This is a genomic window from Streptomyces sp. Je 1-369 (assembly GCF_026810505.1).
Classification (GTDB): Bacteria; Actinomycetota; Actinomycetes; order Streptomycetales; family Streptomycetaceae; genus Streptomyces.
This window is the reverse complement of record NZ_CP101750.1, coordinates 2482565-2496996: the sequence shown is the minus strand read 5'-3', so window position 1 is coordinate 2496996 and position 14432 is coordinate 2482565. Positions and strand designations below refer to the sequence as shown.

15 protein-coding genes and 1 riboswitch are annotated in these 14432 nt (G+C 69.7%); of the genes, 7 read left to right on the top strand and 8 right to left on the bottom strand.

The annotated features are described in order from the left end of the window. Nucleotides 1-34: 34 nt before the first annotated feature. Nucleotides 35-433, bottom strand: a complete 399-nt coding sequence (locus NOO62_RS11435; protein WP_268770774.1) for a hypothetical protein — start codon at nt 431-433, stop codon at nt 35-37. Nucleotides 434-636: 203 nt separating this feature from the next. Here NOO62_RS11435 and NOO62_RS11430 point away from each other — a divergent pair, with 203 nt between their 5' ends. From NOO62_RS11430 to NOO62_RS11405, 6 genes are all read left to right on the top strand, one after another. Continuing rightward, entirely contained in the window at nt 637-1257 is a 621-nt protein-coding gene (locus tag NOO62_RS11430; protein WP_055566234.1) for a heme-copper oxidase subunit III, read from the top strand. A gap of 77 nt (nt 1258-1334) precedes the next feature. Next, on the top strand, nt 1335-2144 hold the full coding sequence (locus tag NOO62_RS11425; protein WP_268770773.1) for a c-type cytochrome: 810 nt from the start codon (nt 1335-1337) through the stop codon (nt 2142-2144). Then, nucleotides 2141-3196, top strand: a complete 1056-nt coding sequence (locus tag NOO62_RS11420; protein ID WP_268770771.1) for a ubiquinol-cytochrome c reductase iron-sulfur subunit — start codon at nt 2141-2143, stop codon at nt 3194-3196. The genes NOO62_RS11425 and NOO62_RS11420 overlap by 4 nt, the downstream gene beginning before the upstream one ends. Further along, nucleotides 3193-4833, top strand: a complete 1641-nt coding sequence (locus NOO62_RS11415; protein ID WP_268770770.1) for a cytochrome b — start codon at nt 3193-3195, stop codon at nt 4831-4833. Before NOO62_RS11420 ends, NOO62_RS11415 begins: the two co-directional genes overlap by 4 nt. 163 nt (nt 4834-4996) lie before the next feature. Next, nucleotides 4997-6061 (top strand): anthranilate phosphoribosyltransferase, encoded by a 1065-nt coding sequence (trpD, locus tag NOO62_RS11410; protein WP_268770769.1) that lies wholly within the window; start codon nt 4997-4999, stop codon nt 6059-6061. Between the two features lie 76 nt (nt 6062-6137). Beyond that, a riboswitch (SAM riboswitch) is annotated at nt 6138-6255 on the top strand. A gap of 189 nt (nt 6256-6444) precedes the next feature. Next, nucleotides 6445-7818 carry an aminotransferase class V-fold PLP-dependent enzyme gene (locus tag NOO62_RS11405; protein ID WP_268770768.1) on the top strand — a complete coding sequence of 458 codons (1374 nt, stop codon included), beginning with the start codon at nt 6445-6447 and terminating at the stop codon, nt 7816-7818. On the opposite strand, the gene NOO62_RS11400 is transcribed toward NOO62_RS11405, so the two are convergent. The 7 genes from NOO62_RS11400 to NOO62_RS11370 form a co-directional block, all read right to left on the bottom strand. Continuing rightward, entirely contained in the window at nt 7767-8966 is a 1200-nt protein-coding gene (locus NOO62_RS11400; RefSeq protein ID WP_268770766.1) for a glycerate kinase, read from the bottom strand. The two genes, NOO62_RS11405 and NOO62_RS11400, sit on opposite strands and share 52 nt — an antisense overlap. A gap of 26 nt (nt 8967-8992) precedes the next feature. Beyond that, the gene (locus tag NOO62_RS11395) at nt 8993-10405 is read right to left on the bottom strand and encodes an SLC13 family permease (protein ID WP_268770765.1); all 1413 of its coding nucleotides are present in this window, start codon (nt 10403-10405) and stop codon (nt 8993-8995) included. A gap of 90 nt (nt 10406-10495) precedes the next feature. After that, nucleotides 10496-11158, bottom strand: coding sequence for a response regulator transcription factor (locus tag NOO62_RS11390; RefSeq protein WP_268770764.1), 663 nt, complete (start codon nt 11156-11158; stop codon nt 10496-10498). After that, nucleotides 11143-12714 carry an ATP-binding protein gene (locus NOO62_RS11385; RefSeq protein ID WP_414930803.1) on the bottom strand — a complete coding sequence of 524 codons (1572 nt, stop codon included), beginning with the start codon at nt 12712-12714 and terminating at the stop codon, nt 11143-11145. Before NOO62_RS11385 ends, NOO62_RS11390 begins: the two co-directional genes overlap by 16 nt. Next, entirely contained in the window at nt 12596-12937 is a 342-nt protein-coding gene (locus NOO62_RS11380) for a small secreted hydrophilic protein (protein WP_268770763.1), read from the bottom strand. The genes NOO62_RS11385 and NOO62_RS11380 overlap by 119 nt, the downstream gene beginning before the upstream one ends. 106 nt (nt 12938-13043) lie before the next feature. After that, the gene (locus tag NOO62_RS11375) at nt 13044-13325 is read right to left on the bottom strand and encodes an Lrp/AsnC family transcriptional regulator (protein ID WP_055566223.1); all 282 of its coding nucleotides are present in this window, start codon (nt 13323-13325) and stop codon (nt 13044-13046) included. Then, nucleotides 13322-14059: a rhomboid family intramembrane serine protease gene (locus NOO62_RS11370; RefSeq protein WP_268770762.1), complete on the bottom strand. Its 738-nt coding sequence runs from the start codon at nt 14057-14059 to the stop codon at nt 13322-13324. Before NOO62_RS11370 ends, NOO62_RS11375 begins: the two co-directional genes overlap by 4 nt. Before the next feature lie 133 nt (nt 14060-14192). Here NOO62_RS11370 and NOO62_RS11365 point away from each other — a divergent pair, with 133 nt between their 5' ends. After that, nucleotides 14193-14432, top strand: coding sequence for a hypothetical protein (locus NOO62_RS11365; protein WP_150166909.1), 240 nt, complete (start codon nt 14193-14195; stop codon nt 14430-14432).

The window sequence follows — 14432 nt, the reverse complement described above, 5'->3', positions numbered from 1 at the left end:
CAGGTGCGCCGCTCGTGAACCGCTGGAGCGCCGCTCAGGCCTCGACGGCCGTCCTGCCGCGCAGCAGCCCGGCCAGCGCGCTCGCGAACTCCACCGGGTCGACCGGCAGGGTCACCGCGGCCTCCGCCCGGCTCCAGGTGGCGAGCCAGGCGTCCTGCGGGCGCCCCATCAGGAGCAGCACGGGCGGCGACTGGAAGACCTCGTCCTTGATCTGACGGCAGACACCCATGCCGCCGGGCGCCGACTCGCCGTCGAGGACGCAGACGTCGATGCCGCCCCGGTCGAGCTCCTTGATGACCGCGTGCGGCGTCGCGCACTCGATGAACTGGACCTGGGGAACGTCCGTGGCCGGCCTGCGGCCCGTGGCCAACCTGACTTGCTCGCGGGTGCTCGCGTTGTCGCTGTAGACCAGCACCGTGGCGGTCGGCTGCATTGTTCCTCCGATACGTCGAGCTGTTGCGTCGAGCTGAGCTGTGCCGTCATGGGATCGGGAACCGATGCGCGGATGCTACTCCTCCCGACACCCCGTCAACAGCGCTTCGGACAGGCCTCCGATGGGCCATCCGGGCAGGACACACCCCGTAGACACTCCGAACGGCACCCCCCGGGGTGAGGGCGGGATAAGCGACCGACATAATGTCGGTCGTGGCGACAGCAACGACAGTAGATACCGGGCACGCGCACCCGCCGGTCAATCGACCGAACCTCACCAGCGTCGGAACCATCATCTGGTTGAGTTCCGAGCTGATGTTCTTCGCGGCCCTCTTCGCGATGTACTTCACCCTGCGATCGGTGACAGGTCCTGATCACTGGAAGGAAATGGCCTCGGCCCTTAACTTCCCGTTCTCGGCGACGAACACCACGATCCTGGTGCTCTCCTCCCTCACGTGTCAGCTGGGCGTGTTCGCAGCTGAACGCGGGGATGTGAAGAAGCTCCGGATGTGGTTCATCGTCACCTTCATCATGGGTGCGATCTTCATCGGCGGTCAGGTGTACGAATACACCGAGCTGGTCAAGCACGAGGGCCTCTCGCTCTCGTCCGACCCCTACGGCTCGGTCTTCTACCTGACCACCGGCTTCCACGGACTGCATGTGACAGGCGGCCTCATCGCCTTCCTGCTGGTCCTCGGCCGCACCTACGCGGCCAGGAGGTTCACCCACGAACAGGCGACCGCAGCCATCGTCGTGTCCTACTACTGGCACTTCGTCGATGTGGTCTGGATCGGCCTCTTCGCCACGATCTACATGATCAAGTAAGCGGAGGTCGCTCACGCGACGCAATCCGAAACATTCCAGAAGCATCGACGCAGAAGATCCTGACACCGGGGTAATCCGTGAAAAAGCTCTCCGCACGACGACGCCATCCGCTGGCGGCGGTCGTCGTCCTACTCCTCGCGCTGGCGGCCACCGGGGGGCTGTACGCCGCGTTCGCGCCGGCGGACAAGGCGCAGGCCGATGACACCGCCCAGTCCCTCGCCATCGACGAGGGCAAGAAGCTCTACGCCGTGGGCTGCTCCAGCTGCCACGGAACCGGCGGTCAGGGCTCCTCCGACGGTCCGAGCCTGGTGGGCGTGGGCGCCGCCGCTGTCGACTTCCAGGTCGGCACCGGCCGTATGCCGCTCCAGCAGCCGGGTGCCCAGGCGCCCAAGAAGAAGGTCATCTACAACCAGGCCCAGATCGACCAGCTGGCGGCGTACATCTCGTCGCTGGGTGCCGGTCCCTCGGTCCCGACCGAGAAGCAGTACAGCCCGGACGGGGCGGACATCGCCAAGGGTGGCGAGCTGTTCCGCACCAACTGCGCCCAGTGCCACAACTTCACCGGTGAAGGTGGCGCGCTGACGCACGGCAAGTTCGCGCCGTCGCTCGAAGGTGTCTCTCCGAAGCACCTCTACGAGGCCATGCAGACCGGCCCGCAGAACATGCCGTCCTTCCCCGACACGACGATGCCGGAGAAGAACAAGAAGGACATCATCGCGTACCTCGACGCGGTCAACGGTGAGAAGACCGAGAGCCCTGGCGGTCTCAAGCTGGGTGGTCTGGGTCCGGTCAGTGAAGGCCTCTTCGGCTGGATCTTCGGTCTCGGCTCGCTGATCGCGGTCGCCGTGTGGGTCGCCGCTCGGACCGCAAAGGCCAAGAAGTCATGAGTAGCCAAGAGATTCCAGAAGAGAACCTGCCCAGCAAGCAGGAGACCGAGCACGGCTCGGTGGCGACCACGGAAGAGAACCCGTTCGCCGACCCGGGGCTGCCGCCCCACGAGCACCGCGTCCAGGACATCGACGAGCGGGCCGCCCGGCGGTCCGAGCGTGCCGTGGCCTTCATGTTCACGCTGTCGATGATCGCGACGGTCGGCTTCATCGCCTCGTACGTGGCGATCCCCGCCGACAAGAGCGTCTTCATCTGGCCGATCGGTCACATCAGCGGCCTGAACTTCGCCCTGGGCACCACCCTCGGCGTGGCGCTGTTCTGCATCGGCGCGGGCGCGGTCCACTGGGCCCGCACCCTGATGTCCGACGTCGAGATGACCGACGAGCGGCACGAGATCGCGGCTGAGCCCGAGGTCCGCGCCAAGGTCATGGCGGACTTCAAGCAGGGTGCCGAGGAGTCGGGCTTCGGTCGGCGCAAGCTGATCCGGAACACGATGTTCGGCGCGCTGGCCCTGGTCCCGCTCTCCGGTGTCGTCCTGCTGCGCGACCTCGGGCCGCTGCCCGAGGACAAGCTCCGGCACACCAAGTGGGCCAAGGGCAAGATGCTCGTGAACATGAACACCCACGAGCCGCTGCGGCCCGCGGACGTGGCGGTCGGTTCGCTGACCTTCGCCATGCCCGAGGGCATGTCCGAGCACGACCACGACTTCCAGACCCAGATCGCCAAGGCCGCCCTGATGATCGTCCGGATCCAGCCGGAGAACATCAAGGACAAGCGCGAGCTGGAGTGGTCGCACGAGGGCATCGTGGCGTACTCCAAGATCTGCACCCACGTGGGCTGCCCGATCTCCCTGTACGAGCAGCAGACGCACCACGTCCTCTGCCCGTGCCACCAGTCCACCTTCGATCTCTCCGACGGTGCCCGAGTGATCTTCGGCCCGGCCGGCCACGCCCTGCCGCAGCTGCGCATCGGCGTGAACGAAAAGGGCTACCTCGAGGCGCTCGGCGACTTCGAAGAGCCCGTCGGTCCTGCCTTCTGGGAGCGCGGATGAGCACCACCACGACATCATCGAACGACAACCGCCAGAAGGCGCCCGCCGGTGAGCGGGTAGCGGACTGGGCCGACGGCCGGCTGGGGATCTACTCCCTCGCCAAGGCCAACATGCGCAAGATCTTCCCGGACCACTGGTCCTTCATGCTCGGTGAGATCTGCCTGTACAGCTTCATCATCATCATCCTCACGGGTGTGTACCTGACCCTGTTCTTCCACCCGTCGATGAACGAGGTGGAGTACCACGGCAGCTACATCCCGATGCAGGGACAGTTGATGTCGGAGGCGTTCAACTCGACCATGCACATCTCCTTCGATGTGCGCGGTGGTCTGCTGATCCGGCAGATCCACCACTGGGCGGCGCTGATCTTCCTCGCCGGCATGTTCGTGCACATGATGCGCGTCTTCTTCACGGGTGCGTTCCGCAAGCCCCGCGAGGTCAACTGGGTCTTCGGCTTCCTGCTGTTCGTCCTCGGCATGTTCACCGGTTTCACCGGTTACTCGCTCCCGGACGACCTGCTCTCAGGCACCGGTGTCCGCTTCATGCAGGGCGCCATCCTGTCGATGCCGATCGTCGGCACGTACCTGTCGATGTTCCTGTTCGGCGGCGAGTTCCCCGGCGGCGACTTCGTGGCCCGGTTCTACTCGGTCCACATCCTGCTGCTGCCGGGCATCATGCTCGGCCTCGTGGTGGCGCACCTGATCCTGGTCTTCTACCACAAGCACACGCAGTTCGCGGGCCCCGGCAAGAGCAACAAGAACGTCGTCGGCATGCCGCTGCTGCCGGTCTACATGGCCAAGGCCGGAGGCTTCTTCTTCCTGGTCTTCGGTGTCATCGCGGTCATCGCGGCGATCGCCTCGATCAACCCGATCTGGGCCATCGGTCCCTACCGGCCGGACCAGGTGTCCACCGGTGCCCAGCCCGACTGGTACATGGGCTTCGCCGAGGGTCTGATCCGTGTGATGCCGGGCTGGGAGATCAACCTCTGGGGCCACACGCTCGCCCTGGGCGTGTTCATCCCGCTGGTCGTGGTCTTCCCGCTGGTCCTCGTGGCCATCGCGGTCTACCCGTTCATCGAGTCCTGGGTCACCGGCGACAAGCGCGAGCACCACATCCTGGACCGCCCGCGCAACGCCCCGACCCGTACGGCCTTCGGTGTCGCGTGGATCACGGCGTACATGGTCATGCTGGTCGGCGGTGGCAACGACCTGTGGGCCACGCACTTCCACCTGTCGCTGAACGCGATCACCTGGTTCGTCCGGATCGCCTTCTTCGCCGGACCGGTCATCGCCTTCATCGTGACCAAGCGGATCTGCCTGGGTCTGCAGCGGCGCGACAAGGACAAGGTGCTGCACGGCCGCGAGTCGGGTCTCATCAAGCGGCTGCCGCACGGTGAGTTCATCGAGGTCCACGAGCCGCTCAGCAAGGAGCAGCTGCACACGCTCACCGCGCACGAGCAGTACAAGCCGGTCGAGCTCGGTCCGTCGGTCGACGAGAACGGTGTCGAGCGCAAGCTGTCCGGTTCGCAGAAGCTCCGGGCGAAGCTCTCCAAGGGCTACTACGGGGAAGAGGGTCAGATCCCCAAGCCCACCGCCGACGAGTACAAGGAGATCACGAGCGGCCACGGCCACCACTGATCAGCTGACGCTCTGAAGCACTGACCACCTGGTCGCCACGGCAAGAGCCCCGTCCATTGCATGGACGGGGCTCTTTGCCGTCCTGGCGGCTGGATAGGGTGGTCCCATCCCTACGTGTAGGGGTGTTTCCTACATACGCAGACGAAAAAAACCAGGAGCGGCTATGAACGCTGTGACCCCCGCAGGAGGCGACACCGCGGCGGACCGTTCCTGGCCCGACGTACTGAACGGCCTGCTCGACGGCCGCGACCAGAGCGCCGACGACACGGCGTGGGCCATGGACCGCATCATGCGCGGTGAGGCCACCGACGCCCAGATCGCGGGCTTCGTGGTCGCGCTGCGGGCCAAGGGCGAGACCGTCGAGGAGATCTCCGGTCTGGTACGCGCCATGTACGCGCACGCCAACGTCATCGACGTGCCGGGCCCGAGCGTCGACATCGTCGGCACCGGCGGCGACGGCGCCAAGACCGTCAACATCTCGACCATGTCCGCGATCGTCGTCGCGGGCACCGGCGCGAAGGTCGTCAAGCACGGCAACCGCGCCGCCTCCAGCGCGTCCGGCGCCTCCGACGTCCTGGAGAAGCTCGGCGTCAACCTGGACCTCACCCCCCAGCGGGTGGTCGAGGTCGCCGACGAGGCGGGCATCACCTTCTGCTTCGCCGTGAAGTTCCACCCCGCTTTGCGCCACGCGGGCGGCGCCCGCAGCCAGCTCGGCATCCGTACCGTCTTCAACCTCCTCGGCCCGCTCACCAACCCGGCGAAGGTGCGCGCCCAGGCGGTCGGTGTCGCCGACCCGCGGATGGCGCCCATCGTGGCCGGGGTCTTCGCCGAGCGGGGCAACTCGTCGCTGGTCTTCCGCGGCGACGACGGGCTCGACGAGCTGACGACGACCGCGACCTCGCGGATCTGGGTGGTGCGGGACGGTGCCGTGCGCGAGGAGGCGTTCGACCCGCGGGACGTCGGGATCGACCTGGTGCCCGTCGAGGCGCTGCGGGGCGCCGACGCCTCGTACAACGCGGAGGTCGCGCTGCGGCTCCTGGACGGGGAGACCGGGCCGGTGCGGGACGCGGTGCTGCTGAACTCGGCGGCGGCGCTGGTCGCCCTCGCACCCACCGGTCAGCCCCTCGTGGAGCAGATCGGCGCCGGTATGGCGAAGGCGGCGCGGGCGATCGACTCGGGGGCCGCGAAGCGGGCCCTGGAGCGCTGGGTGGCCGCCAGCAACCGCTGAGGATGTGACGCACGGCGCAGTCCGGAATCTGGACTGCGCCTTGCGCTCCGAAGATCGTGTGGCAGGATGCTGCACAGGTCATGAGTGACAGCGACTACGGCCCCGGCCCGCTGTCCGGCAACCCTCCGTCCGTGGCGGGGTGCCCCGGGTGAAGACCAGGCCGTACGCAGCGAGGCGTATGGCAAGCGCGGACCCCTGGACATCGGTGAATGTCACAGCCCTGGGGTCCTGGTCCTCAAGGGAGCAGTCTCGTGAGCAAGCGAATGTGCTAGGGCCTTCGGCCCCTTTCCGCGCACCCTTCTTCTCTTCATCACTGCACCGCCGCATGGATCGAGCGCGGCCGTCGTCGCAGTGAACTCACTTGTCTCTTACGGGAGTTCGCCATGTCTGTTTCCAGTGTCGCCGTCGACCCGTCCGTCTGTGCCCCGCTCGCCGTCCTCGGCCGTGACGTCACCGTCCCGCTGGTCACCGGCGGCGAGGTGAGCTACGCGGCGCTCGACTACGCGGCGAGCGCGCCGGCGCTGCAGCGCGTCTGGGACGACGTGGCCGCCTACGCCCCGTACTACGGCAGCGTGCACCGCGGCGCCGGGTACCTCTCGCAGCTGTCGACCGACCTCTTCGAGAACTCCCGGAAGACCGTCGCCGAGTTCCTCGGCTGCCGCGAGGGCGACCAGGTCGTCTTCACCCGCTCCACCACCGACTCCCTGAACCTCCTCGCCTCCGCCCTGCCCGCCGACTGCCAGGTCTTCGTCTTCGAGACCGAGCACCACGCCTCGCTGCTGCCGTGGCGGGACGCGCGGGTGACGTACCTCAACGCGCCGCGCACCCCCGAGGAGGCCGTACACACCCTGGAGCGCGCCCTCGCCGACCGCGACCCCTACGGCCCCGCCCTCGTCTGCGTCACCGGCGCCTCCAACGTCACCGGCGAGCTGTGGCCGGTGCGCGAGCTGGCCGCCGCCGCCCACGCGCACGGCGCCCGCATCGTCCTCGACGCCGCGCAGCTCGCGCCCCACCACCCCGTCTCCATCGCCGAGTTGGACGTCGACTGGGTCGCGTTCTCCGGGCACAAGCTGTACGCGCCGTTCGGCTCCGGGGTCCTCGCGGGCCGCTCCGACTGGCTGCGCGACGCCGAGCCCTACCTCGCGGGCGGCGGCGCCTCGCGGAAGGTGGCGCGACGTGCCGACGGAGGCGTGGACGTGGAGTGGCACGACACCGCCGCCCGCCACGAGGCCGGATCCCCGAACGTCATCGGCGTCTACTCCATCGCCTCCGCCTGCAAGGCGCTCACCGACGCGGGCTTCGACGAGCTCGTCGCCCGCGAGCAGCACCTCATCAAGGAGGTCCGCGAGGGCCTCGCCGAGGTGCCGCAGGTGCGGATCCTCTCCCTCTTCGGCGACGACGCGCCGCGCGTGGGCGTCATCTCCTTCGTTGTGGACGGCTGGAACAGCTCGCACTTCGCCGCCGCGCTCTCCGCCGAGTACGGCATCGGCGTACGCGACGGCCTGTTCTGCGCCCACCCGCTGGTGCGCACCCTCCTCGACAGCGAGCCCGACGAGCCCGGCGAGTGCGGCGCCCCCGAGGCCGCGCCCGGCGAGAAGTCGCTGAACGCGATCCGCGTGAGCTTCGGCGCGGGCACCCCCGACGAGCACGTCGAGCGTTTCGTGCGCGCCGTCAAGGAACTGGTGGCGGACGGTGCGCGCTGGAGCTACCGCACAGAGGACGGGCGTTGCGTGCCGGACACCGGCGCCGCCGCATGAGTGGGCAGGCGTGAGCCGAGCCGGATCATTCGCAGGGCCCGCTCCGTCGCGTCGGTGAGGAACTCGCCGCCCCTGCCGAGCGCCTCGGTCATCGACATCGGGGCGGGCAGGATCGAGCTGTAGGCGTCGACGCCGACGGAGCGCACGGTGTGCGCGCCGTCCCCGATCGTGCCCGCGAGCACCAGGACGGGCCTGCCCGACAGCTTGGCGCGGCGGGCCACCTCGGCCGGGACCTTGCCGCGCGGCGTCTGGTGGTCGAGGGCGCCCTCCGCGGTGATGACGAGGTCGGCGCGGGCGAGCCGTGCGTCGAGGTCGATCCGGTCGAGCAGGACGTCGAAGCGGGGGAGCAGGGCGGCGCCGAGAGCGGCGAGCCCGGCGCCGAGTCCGCCCGACGCGCCCGTGCCGGGTCCCTCGAAGAGGTCGGCGCGCACGTGGAGGTCCCGCGTGAGGAGGTGGGCCCAGTGCTCAAGGGCGGCGGCCAGCCGCTCGACCTGGAGGGGCGTCGCGCCCTTCTGGGGCCCGAAGACGCGGGCGACGCCGTGCTTGCCGCACAGGACGTTGTACGGGTTGCAGGCGACGCGGATCTCGGTGTCCGCGATGCGCGGATCGATGCCGCTCGGGTCGATGCGGTTCAGGCGCGTCAACTCCCGCCCGCCGCGCGGCAGTTCCCAGCCGTCGAGATCCAGGAGTCTGGCGCCCAGGGCTTGCAGGGCGCCCGCGCCGCCGTCCGAGGTGCCCGAGTCGCCGCAGCCGACGAGGATGCGGCGGGCGCCCGTGTCGAGCGCCGCGCGGATCAGCTCGCCGACGCCGTACGTCGTGGTGGCACCCGGATCGCGCAGATCGCGGGGGACCAGCGAGAGACCGGCCACGGCCGCCATCTCGACGACCGCCGTGCCGTCGGGCAGCAGGGCGAAGTGGGTGCCGATGGGCTGGCCCACGGGGCCGGTCGCGGGCAGCGCGACGAGGCGGCCGCCGCTCGCGGAGGCCAGCGCGCGGGCCGTGCCCTCGCCGCCGTCCACCAGCGGGATCAGATCGGTCTCGGCGTGCGGGACGACACGGCGTACCCCCGCGGCGATGGCCTCGGCCGCGGAGCTCGCGGACAGCGACTCCTTGAAGCCGCTGGGGGCGATGGCGAAACGGGTCAGCACGGTGGTCTCCAGGTGGACGCGGAGGGTCAGCGGACGGGGACGCCGAGCAGCGGCCAGAGCGTCACGGCGAAGAGCAGGACCAGCGCGGCGGTCAGCGGCGCGAGGACCGCGGAGAGCCGCAGCAGGTCACGCGGGGTGTAGGTGGGGGTGTCCGGGATGTCGGCGAAGAGGGCGACGGGCTTCGCGGAGGCGGGCAGGGTGTGGCAGAACCCGGCCGCTGCCGTGGAGGCGAGCGCCGCGGCGACCGGGTTGACGCCCGCGCCGACAGCCGCCGCCACGACCAGCGGGACCAGGACGGAGGAACGGGCCGAACGTGACTGCAGGACGAGGTGCGCGGCCGTGCTGACCGCGACGACCACGGCGAGGAACAGCCACGCGGGAAGGTCCAGGGGCAGCCCGGACACCAGCCACCGCGCCGCCCCGGAGTCGGCGAGCGCGACCCCCATCGCCATCGTCGCCGCCATGAACAGGAGCAGCGCCCAAGGCACCGTCCTGAGGGCGTCCTTGAGGCCGACGGTGCCGAGCGCGGGTGAGGCGGCCACGACCGCTCCGATCAGCGCGACGACGGCGGGCGGCACCTGGTGGAGCGGCTCGCTGCACCACAGGGCGACGACGGTGGCGAGGAGCAGGGCGCAGCGCGTCTCGGCGGGCTCCCAGGGGCCGGTGACGGGCTGTTCGCTGTGTGCCTGGAGCTGGTCGAGGGTGATGCGGACCGGGCCTTCGCGGTCGGCGCGCCGGGTGGTCGTCAACAGGACGGCCTCCGCCGCCAGATGGGATGAAGTCATGGCGAGCGGCAACCCGAGCAGCAGCCACTGCGCGAAGCCGATCCGGTCACCGGTCGCCTCCCACAGGACCGACACCGTGATCAGATGTGCCCCCGCACCGATCAGAGTCGCGACCGCGGACAGCAGGATCACGGTCGGAAAGAGCAGTGCGAGCATCACGACCAGTCGCTTCCGGTCGGCGAGGACCTTGGCGAGCGCGACGAAGACGGGCAGCGCGAGCGCGGCGCGCCCCGAGGTCGCCGGCACCGCGAAGGCGGTCACGACCAGCGCCGCCGTCGTCAGATGCGTCAACTGCCGTACGCTGCCCGCCCCGCTGACCAGGAACGCCGCGGCCCGCCCCGCCAGCCCGCTGCGCGCCACGGCCGCGGCCAGCACGAAGGCGCAGATCAGCAGCCACACCGTCTCGTCGCCGAGGGTGCCGAACAGGGTGTCGCTGCTGATCACGCCGGTCGCGGTGAGGGCGAGGCCCGCGCCGAGCGCGATGTACGTGTCGTCGACCGGTGTGCCGATCCAGGCGCAGGTCGCCAGCGCGAAGACGGCAAGGGTGAGCCGGGCGTCGCCGCCGAGGCCCGGGAAGTTCCCGGGGACCGCGAGCAGGGCGCAGATGCTGAGCGCCGCGCAGAGGGTCACGGCTTGCCGCAGGTTCAGGGTCACGCCGTTCAGCGTGGTGCCGGGCCGTGAGCCTTCGATGAGGCGCAGATGAAGGAAAGTTCACCCGAACCGGTGGTCACCTCGCGCCGGTGGTCACTCCGGCAGCCGGTACCCCATCCCGCGCACCGTCTCGACCCGCTCCGACCCCAGCTTCTTGCGCAGCGCCCGCACGTATACGTCCACGATGTTGGACCCGGGGTCGAAGTCGTACCCCCACACGTGCGAAAGGATCTGCTCCCGAGAGAGCACCTGCCCCGGATGGCGCAGGAACAGCTCCAGGAGTACGAACTCACGCGCCGTCAGGTCCACCGTGCGCCCCGCCGAACGCGCCCTGCGCGTCCGCAGGTCCAGCGTGACCTCACCGCTGCGCAGCACCGTCACCTCGGGCGCCCCGGCCGCCGTGCGCAGCCGCAGCCGCACCCGGGCAAGCAGCTCCTCGAAACGGAACGGCTTGGTCATCCAGTCGTCCGCGCCGCCCTCCAGACCCGCCACCGTGTCCCGCACCGAGTCCCGCGCGGTCAGCACGATGACGGGCGTGGTCACCCGGGCCTCGCGCAGCTGCCGCAGGACCGTGAAGCCGTCCTTGCCCGGCAGGCCGATGTCCAGCACGATCAGGTCGAAGCCGCCGGTCAGGGCGTAGTCGTAGGCGCTCTCGCCGTCGGCGACCACGGTGGTCGTGAAGCCGTTGGCGCGCAGACCCTTCTCGACGAAGGACGCGATGCGCTCCTCGTCCTCGACGATCAGTATCCGGTGCACTGCCGCTCCGCCCCTTCCTGCTGCCCCTCGGGGAGTACGAGTACGAAGGTGGCGCCGCCGCCGTCCGTGGGGCGCAGCTCGACGCCGCCCCCGTGGCTCTCCGCGATGGCCTTGACGATGGCGAGACCGAGGCCCGCCCCGGTGGCCCGGGAGCCGCGCCGTGCGGTGCCGCGCCGGAACCGCTCGAAGATGACCCCGGTGTCCTGCGGCTGTACGCCGGGCCCGCTGTCGGCGACGTACAACTCGATGCGTCCCGCGCACCGCCGTGAGCCGATGCCGATCCGCTGCCCGGGGGCGGTGTGCTGGACGGCGTTCTGCGCCAGCTGCACCATCGCCTGGGTGATGCGCTGCGGGTCGAGCCCCGCCTCGGCGTCGGCGACCTCGGCGAGCCGCCAGGCACGGTCGCCCAGCGCCCGCGCCTTGACGAAGACGTCCGCGGTCAGCTCGGCGAGCTGCACGGGCTCCGGGGTGACGAAGTCGGGCCGCTCGGCCTTGGCGAGGAGCAGCAGGTCCTCGACGATGCGGCTCATCCGGTCGAGCTCCTCCGTCACGATGCGGACGGTCTCCTCGCGTTCGCCGGGACCGTCGCCCATCAGCTCCAGATGGCCGCGCACGATGGTGATGGGCGTGCGCAGCTCGTGCCCCGCGTCGTCGACGAACTCGCGCTGTGCGGCGAACGCCCGCTCCAGCCGGTCAAGCATGCCGTTGAACGTCTCGGCGAGCGCCGCGATGTCGTCCCTGCCCTGGACCGGGATGCGCCGCGTCAGGTCCTGCTCGGTGAGCTGCGCGGCGGTCGTGCGCACCAGACGCACCGGTCTGAGGATGCGGCCCGCGACCGCCCAGCCGATGCCCGTCGTCATCAGGAGCGCGACGCCGGAGATGGCGAGCAGCATGGTGAACACGTCACCGGCCTTGGCCTGTTCGCCCGCGGGGTGGAACGCCACGACGAACGCGGCGGCCGGACGGCCGGTGCCCGCCCCGATCTCCACCTTCGCCCAGCGGATCTCGCCCAGCTCGCGGTGGACCGTGCCGGTCGCGTCGGGTGAGGCGAAGACGGTACGCAGCGCGTGGGGGTCCTCGGCCAGCGGGTGGTCGATCCGGGCCTCGCGCGACTGCTCCTTCTTGGCGGGCACCGTGCCGGGGCGGCCGACCAGGCCGAGGAGTTCCTCGTCGGGATCGGCGTACTGCCGGGAGAGGAAGAGCCGCAGGAGCGGGTCGGGGTCGGTGAACCTCTCGCCCGTGTGGGGATCGACGCCCTCGCGCGCGAGGTTGGTGAACTCCGCGGTCTCCTGGGCGAGGAGCGCGTCGATGCGGTGGTCGACGTCGCGGAGCAGGACCGAGCGGGTGGTGGCCGCGACCGCCGTGAGCGCGACCGTCATCACGACGAGCAGCCACAGCAGGATGCGGACCCGGGCCGTTATCCAGCGGTGCCGGGGTTCAGCCGTCGTCGCCGGGGCCGTCGTCGTCCTGGTCGCCCCGGCCGCCGCTGCCGTCGTCGTTGTCGTCGGCGGCGTCTTCGTCGCTGGTTCCGTGATTTCCGCTGTTTCCGCTGTCATCGTTCGAGGGATTCTCACTCACCGGCGGCGGGGACACTTTCTCGTCACTCGGGGCGGGCCGTGGAGGGGCCGGCTTCGAGGACGGCGAGTCGCTTTCCAGCTCCACCTTGGGCGGGGCCTTGGGCTGCTCGGGGCTGTCCGTCAGGAGGTAGCTGGTCGTGGCGATGCCGAGCGGGATCGCGACGACTGCGGCCAGGGCGGCCATGCGGTGGGAGAAGACCATGCCTGCGAGGGTGCGCGACGCACCGCACCGCACGGATGAGGCGCGGATGAAGAAATCCTCATGCGGAGGAGATCCTCATGCGCGGGAGATCCTCATGAGGCATTGCTCAGGAGTCGAGGCCGATCGCGAAGGCTGCTTCGAGGTCGTGCTGCGAGTACGTACGGAAGGCGACGTGCGTGTCCGTGCCCTCGACGCCGGGGATCTTGCTGATCCGGCCGGGGATGACGTCCGCGAGGTCGTCATGGCGGGGCACGCGCACCATCGCGATCAGGTCGTACGTACCGGTCACGGAGAAGACCTCACTGACCGAGTCGAGCGCGGCGATCGACTCGGCGATCTCCGGAATCCGGTCCACGCTGGTCTTGATGAGCACGATCGCGGTGATCACGGCTGGCTGTCTCCCTCGGTGGCCGGTGCGCTGCCTTTCCCATGCACTCTAGTCCTCCGCAGACTCCACCCCCACGCGAAGAGGAAGCCGAGCGAGAAGCCCACGAGGTGCGCCAGATAGGCCACTCCCGTGCCCTTGCCGCCCTGCCCCGCCGCCAGCCACTGCAGCGCCACCCAGAACGGCAGCACCACCCACGCGGGAAAGCGCAGCGGCAGGAAGAAGAGGAACGGGAAGAGGCTGGTGACGCGCGCCTCAGGGAAGAGATAGAGGAAGGCGCCGAGGACGGCGGAGATCGCCCCGGACGCCCCGACGAGCGTCTGGTCGGAGCCCGCGTGGGCTGCGGCGTAGGCGAGCAGCGCGAAGTAGCCGCAGCAGACGTAGAAGAACGCGTACAGGAGGCGCCCCATGCGTTCCTCGACCATGACCCCGAACACGTACAGGAACAGCATGTTGCCGAGCAGATGCAGCCAGCTCCCGTGCACGAACAGAGCGGTGAACGGGCCGAGGGCGGCGTCGGGGACGCCCTTGAAGAGCTCGACGGGGACGACGCCCCACCGCTCGAAGTAGGCCTGCTGCGCGGCGAGCAGTTCGTTGCCCCTGCCGTACGAGGGGTTGAACCCGGACACCGGCGAGATCACGAAGATCACACAGCAGACGGCGATCAGTCCGTACGTCACCGTGGCGGACTGGCCCCTGAGCAGCCGGGCCGCCTTCGTACCCCATGTGGCGATCATGAACAGAGCATGACGTAACGGGCGCTTCCCGCACAGACCGCCATGCCGCTGTGGAGGCCGCCGCGTGGTGCCCCTTACAGGCCTTAGGGTTACGGGCAATACGCACCAAGGACACCGAGGGAAAGCAGCCACGATGACGGTCCCCCTGCCGACGGACACCACCCGGTGGCGCTGCACGCTGTGCGGCAATCTCACGCGTTTCGACGTGACCCGCAGCTCGAAGGTCGTCGAGTATGTCCATCTCGACCTGGCCGGAGAGTCGAACGTCGAGGAACGCGAGGTGGTCAGTGAGACCATCGAGTCGGTGCGCTGCCGCTGGTGCAACGCGGTGGATCAGGTGGAACTCGTGGACAGGCCGGGCACCGACTCCTGA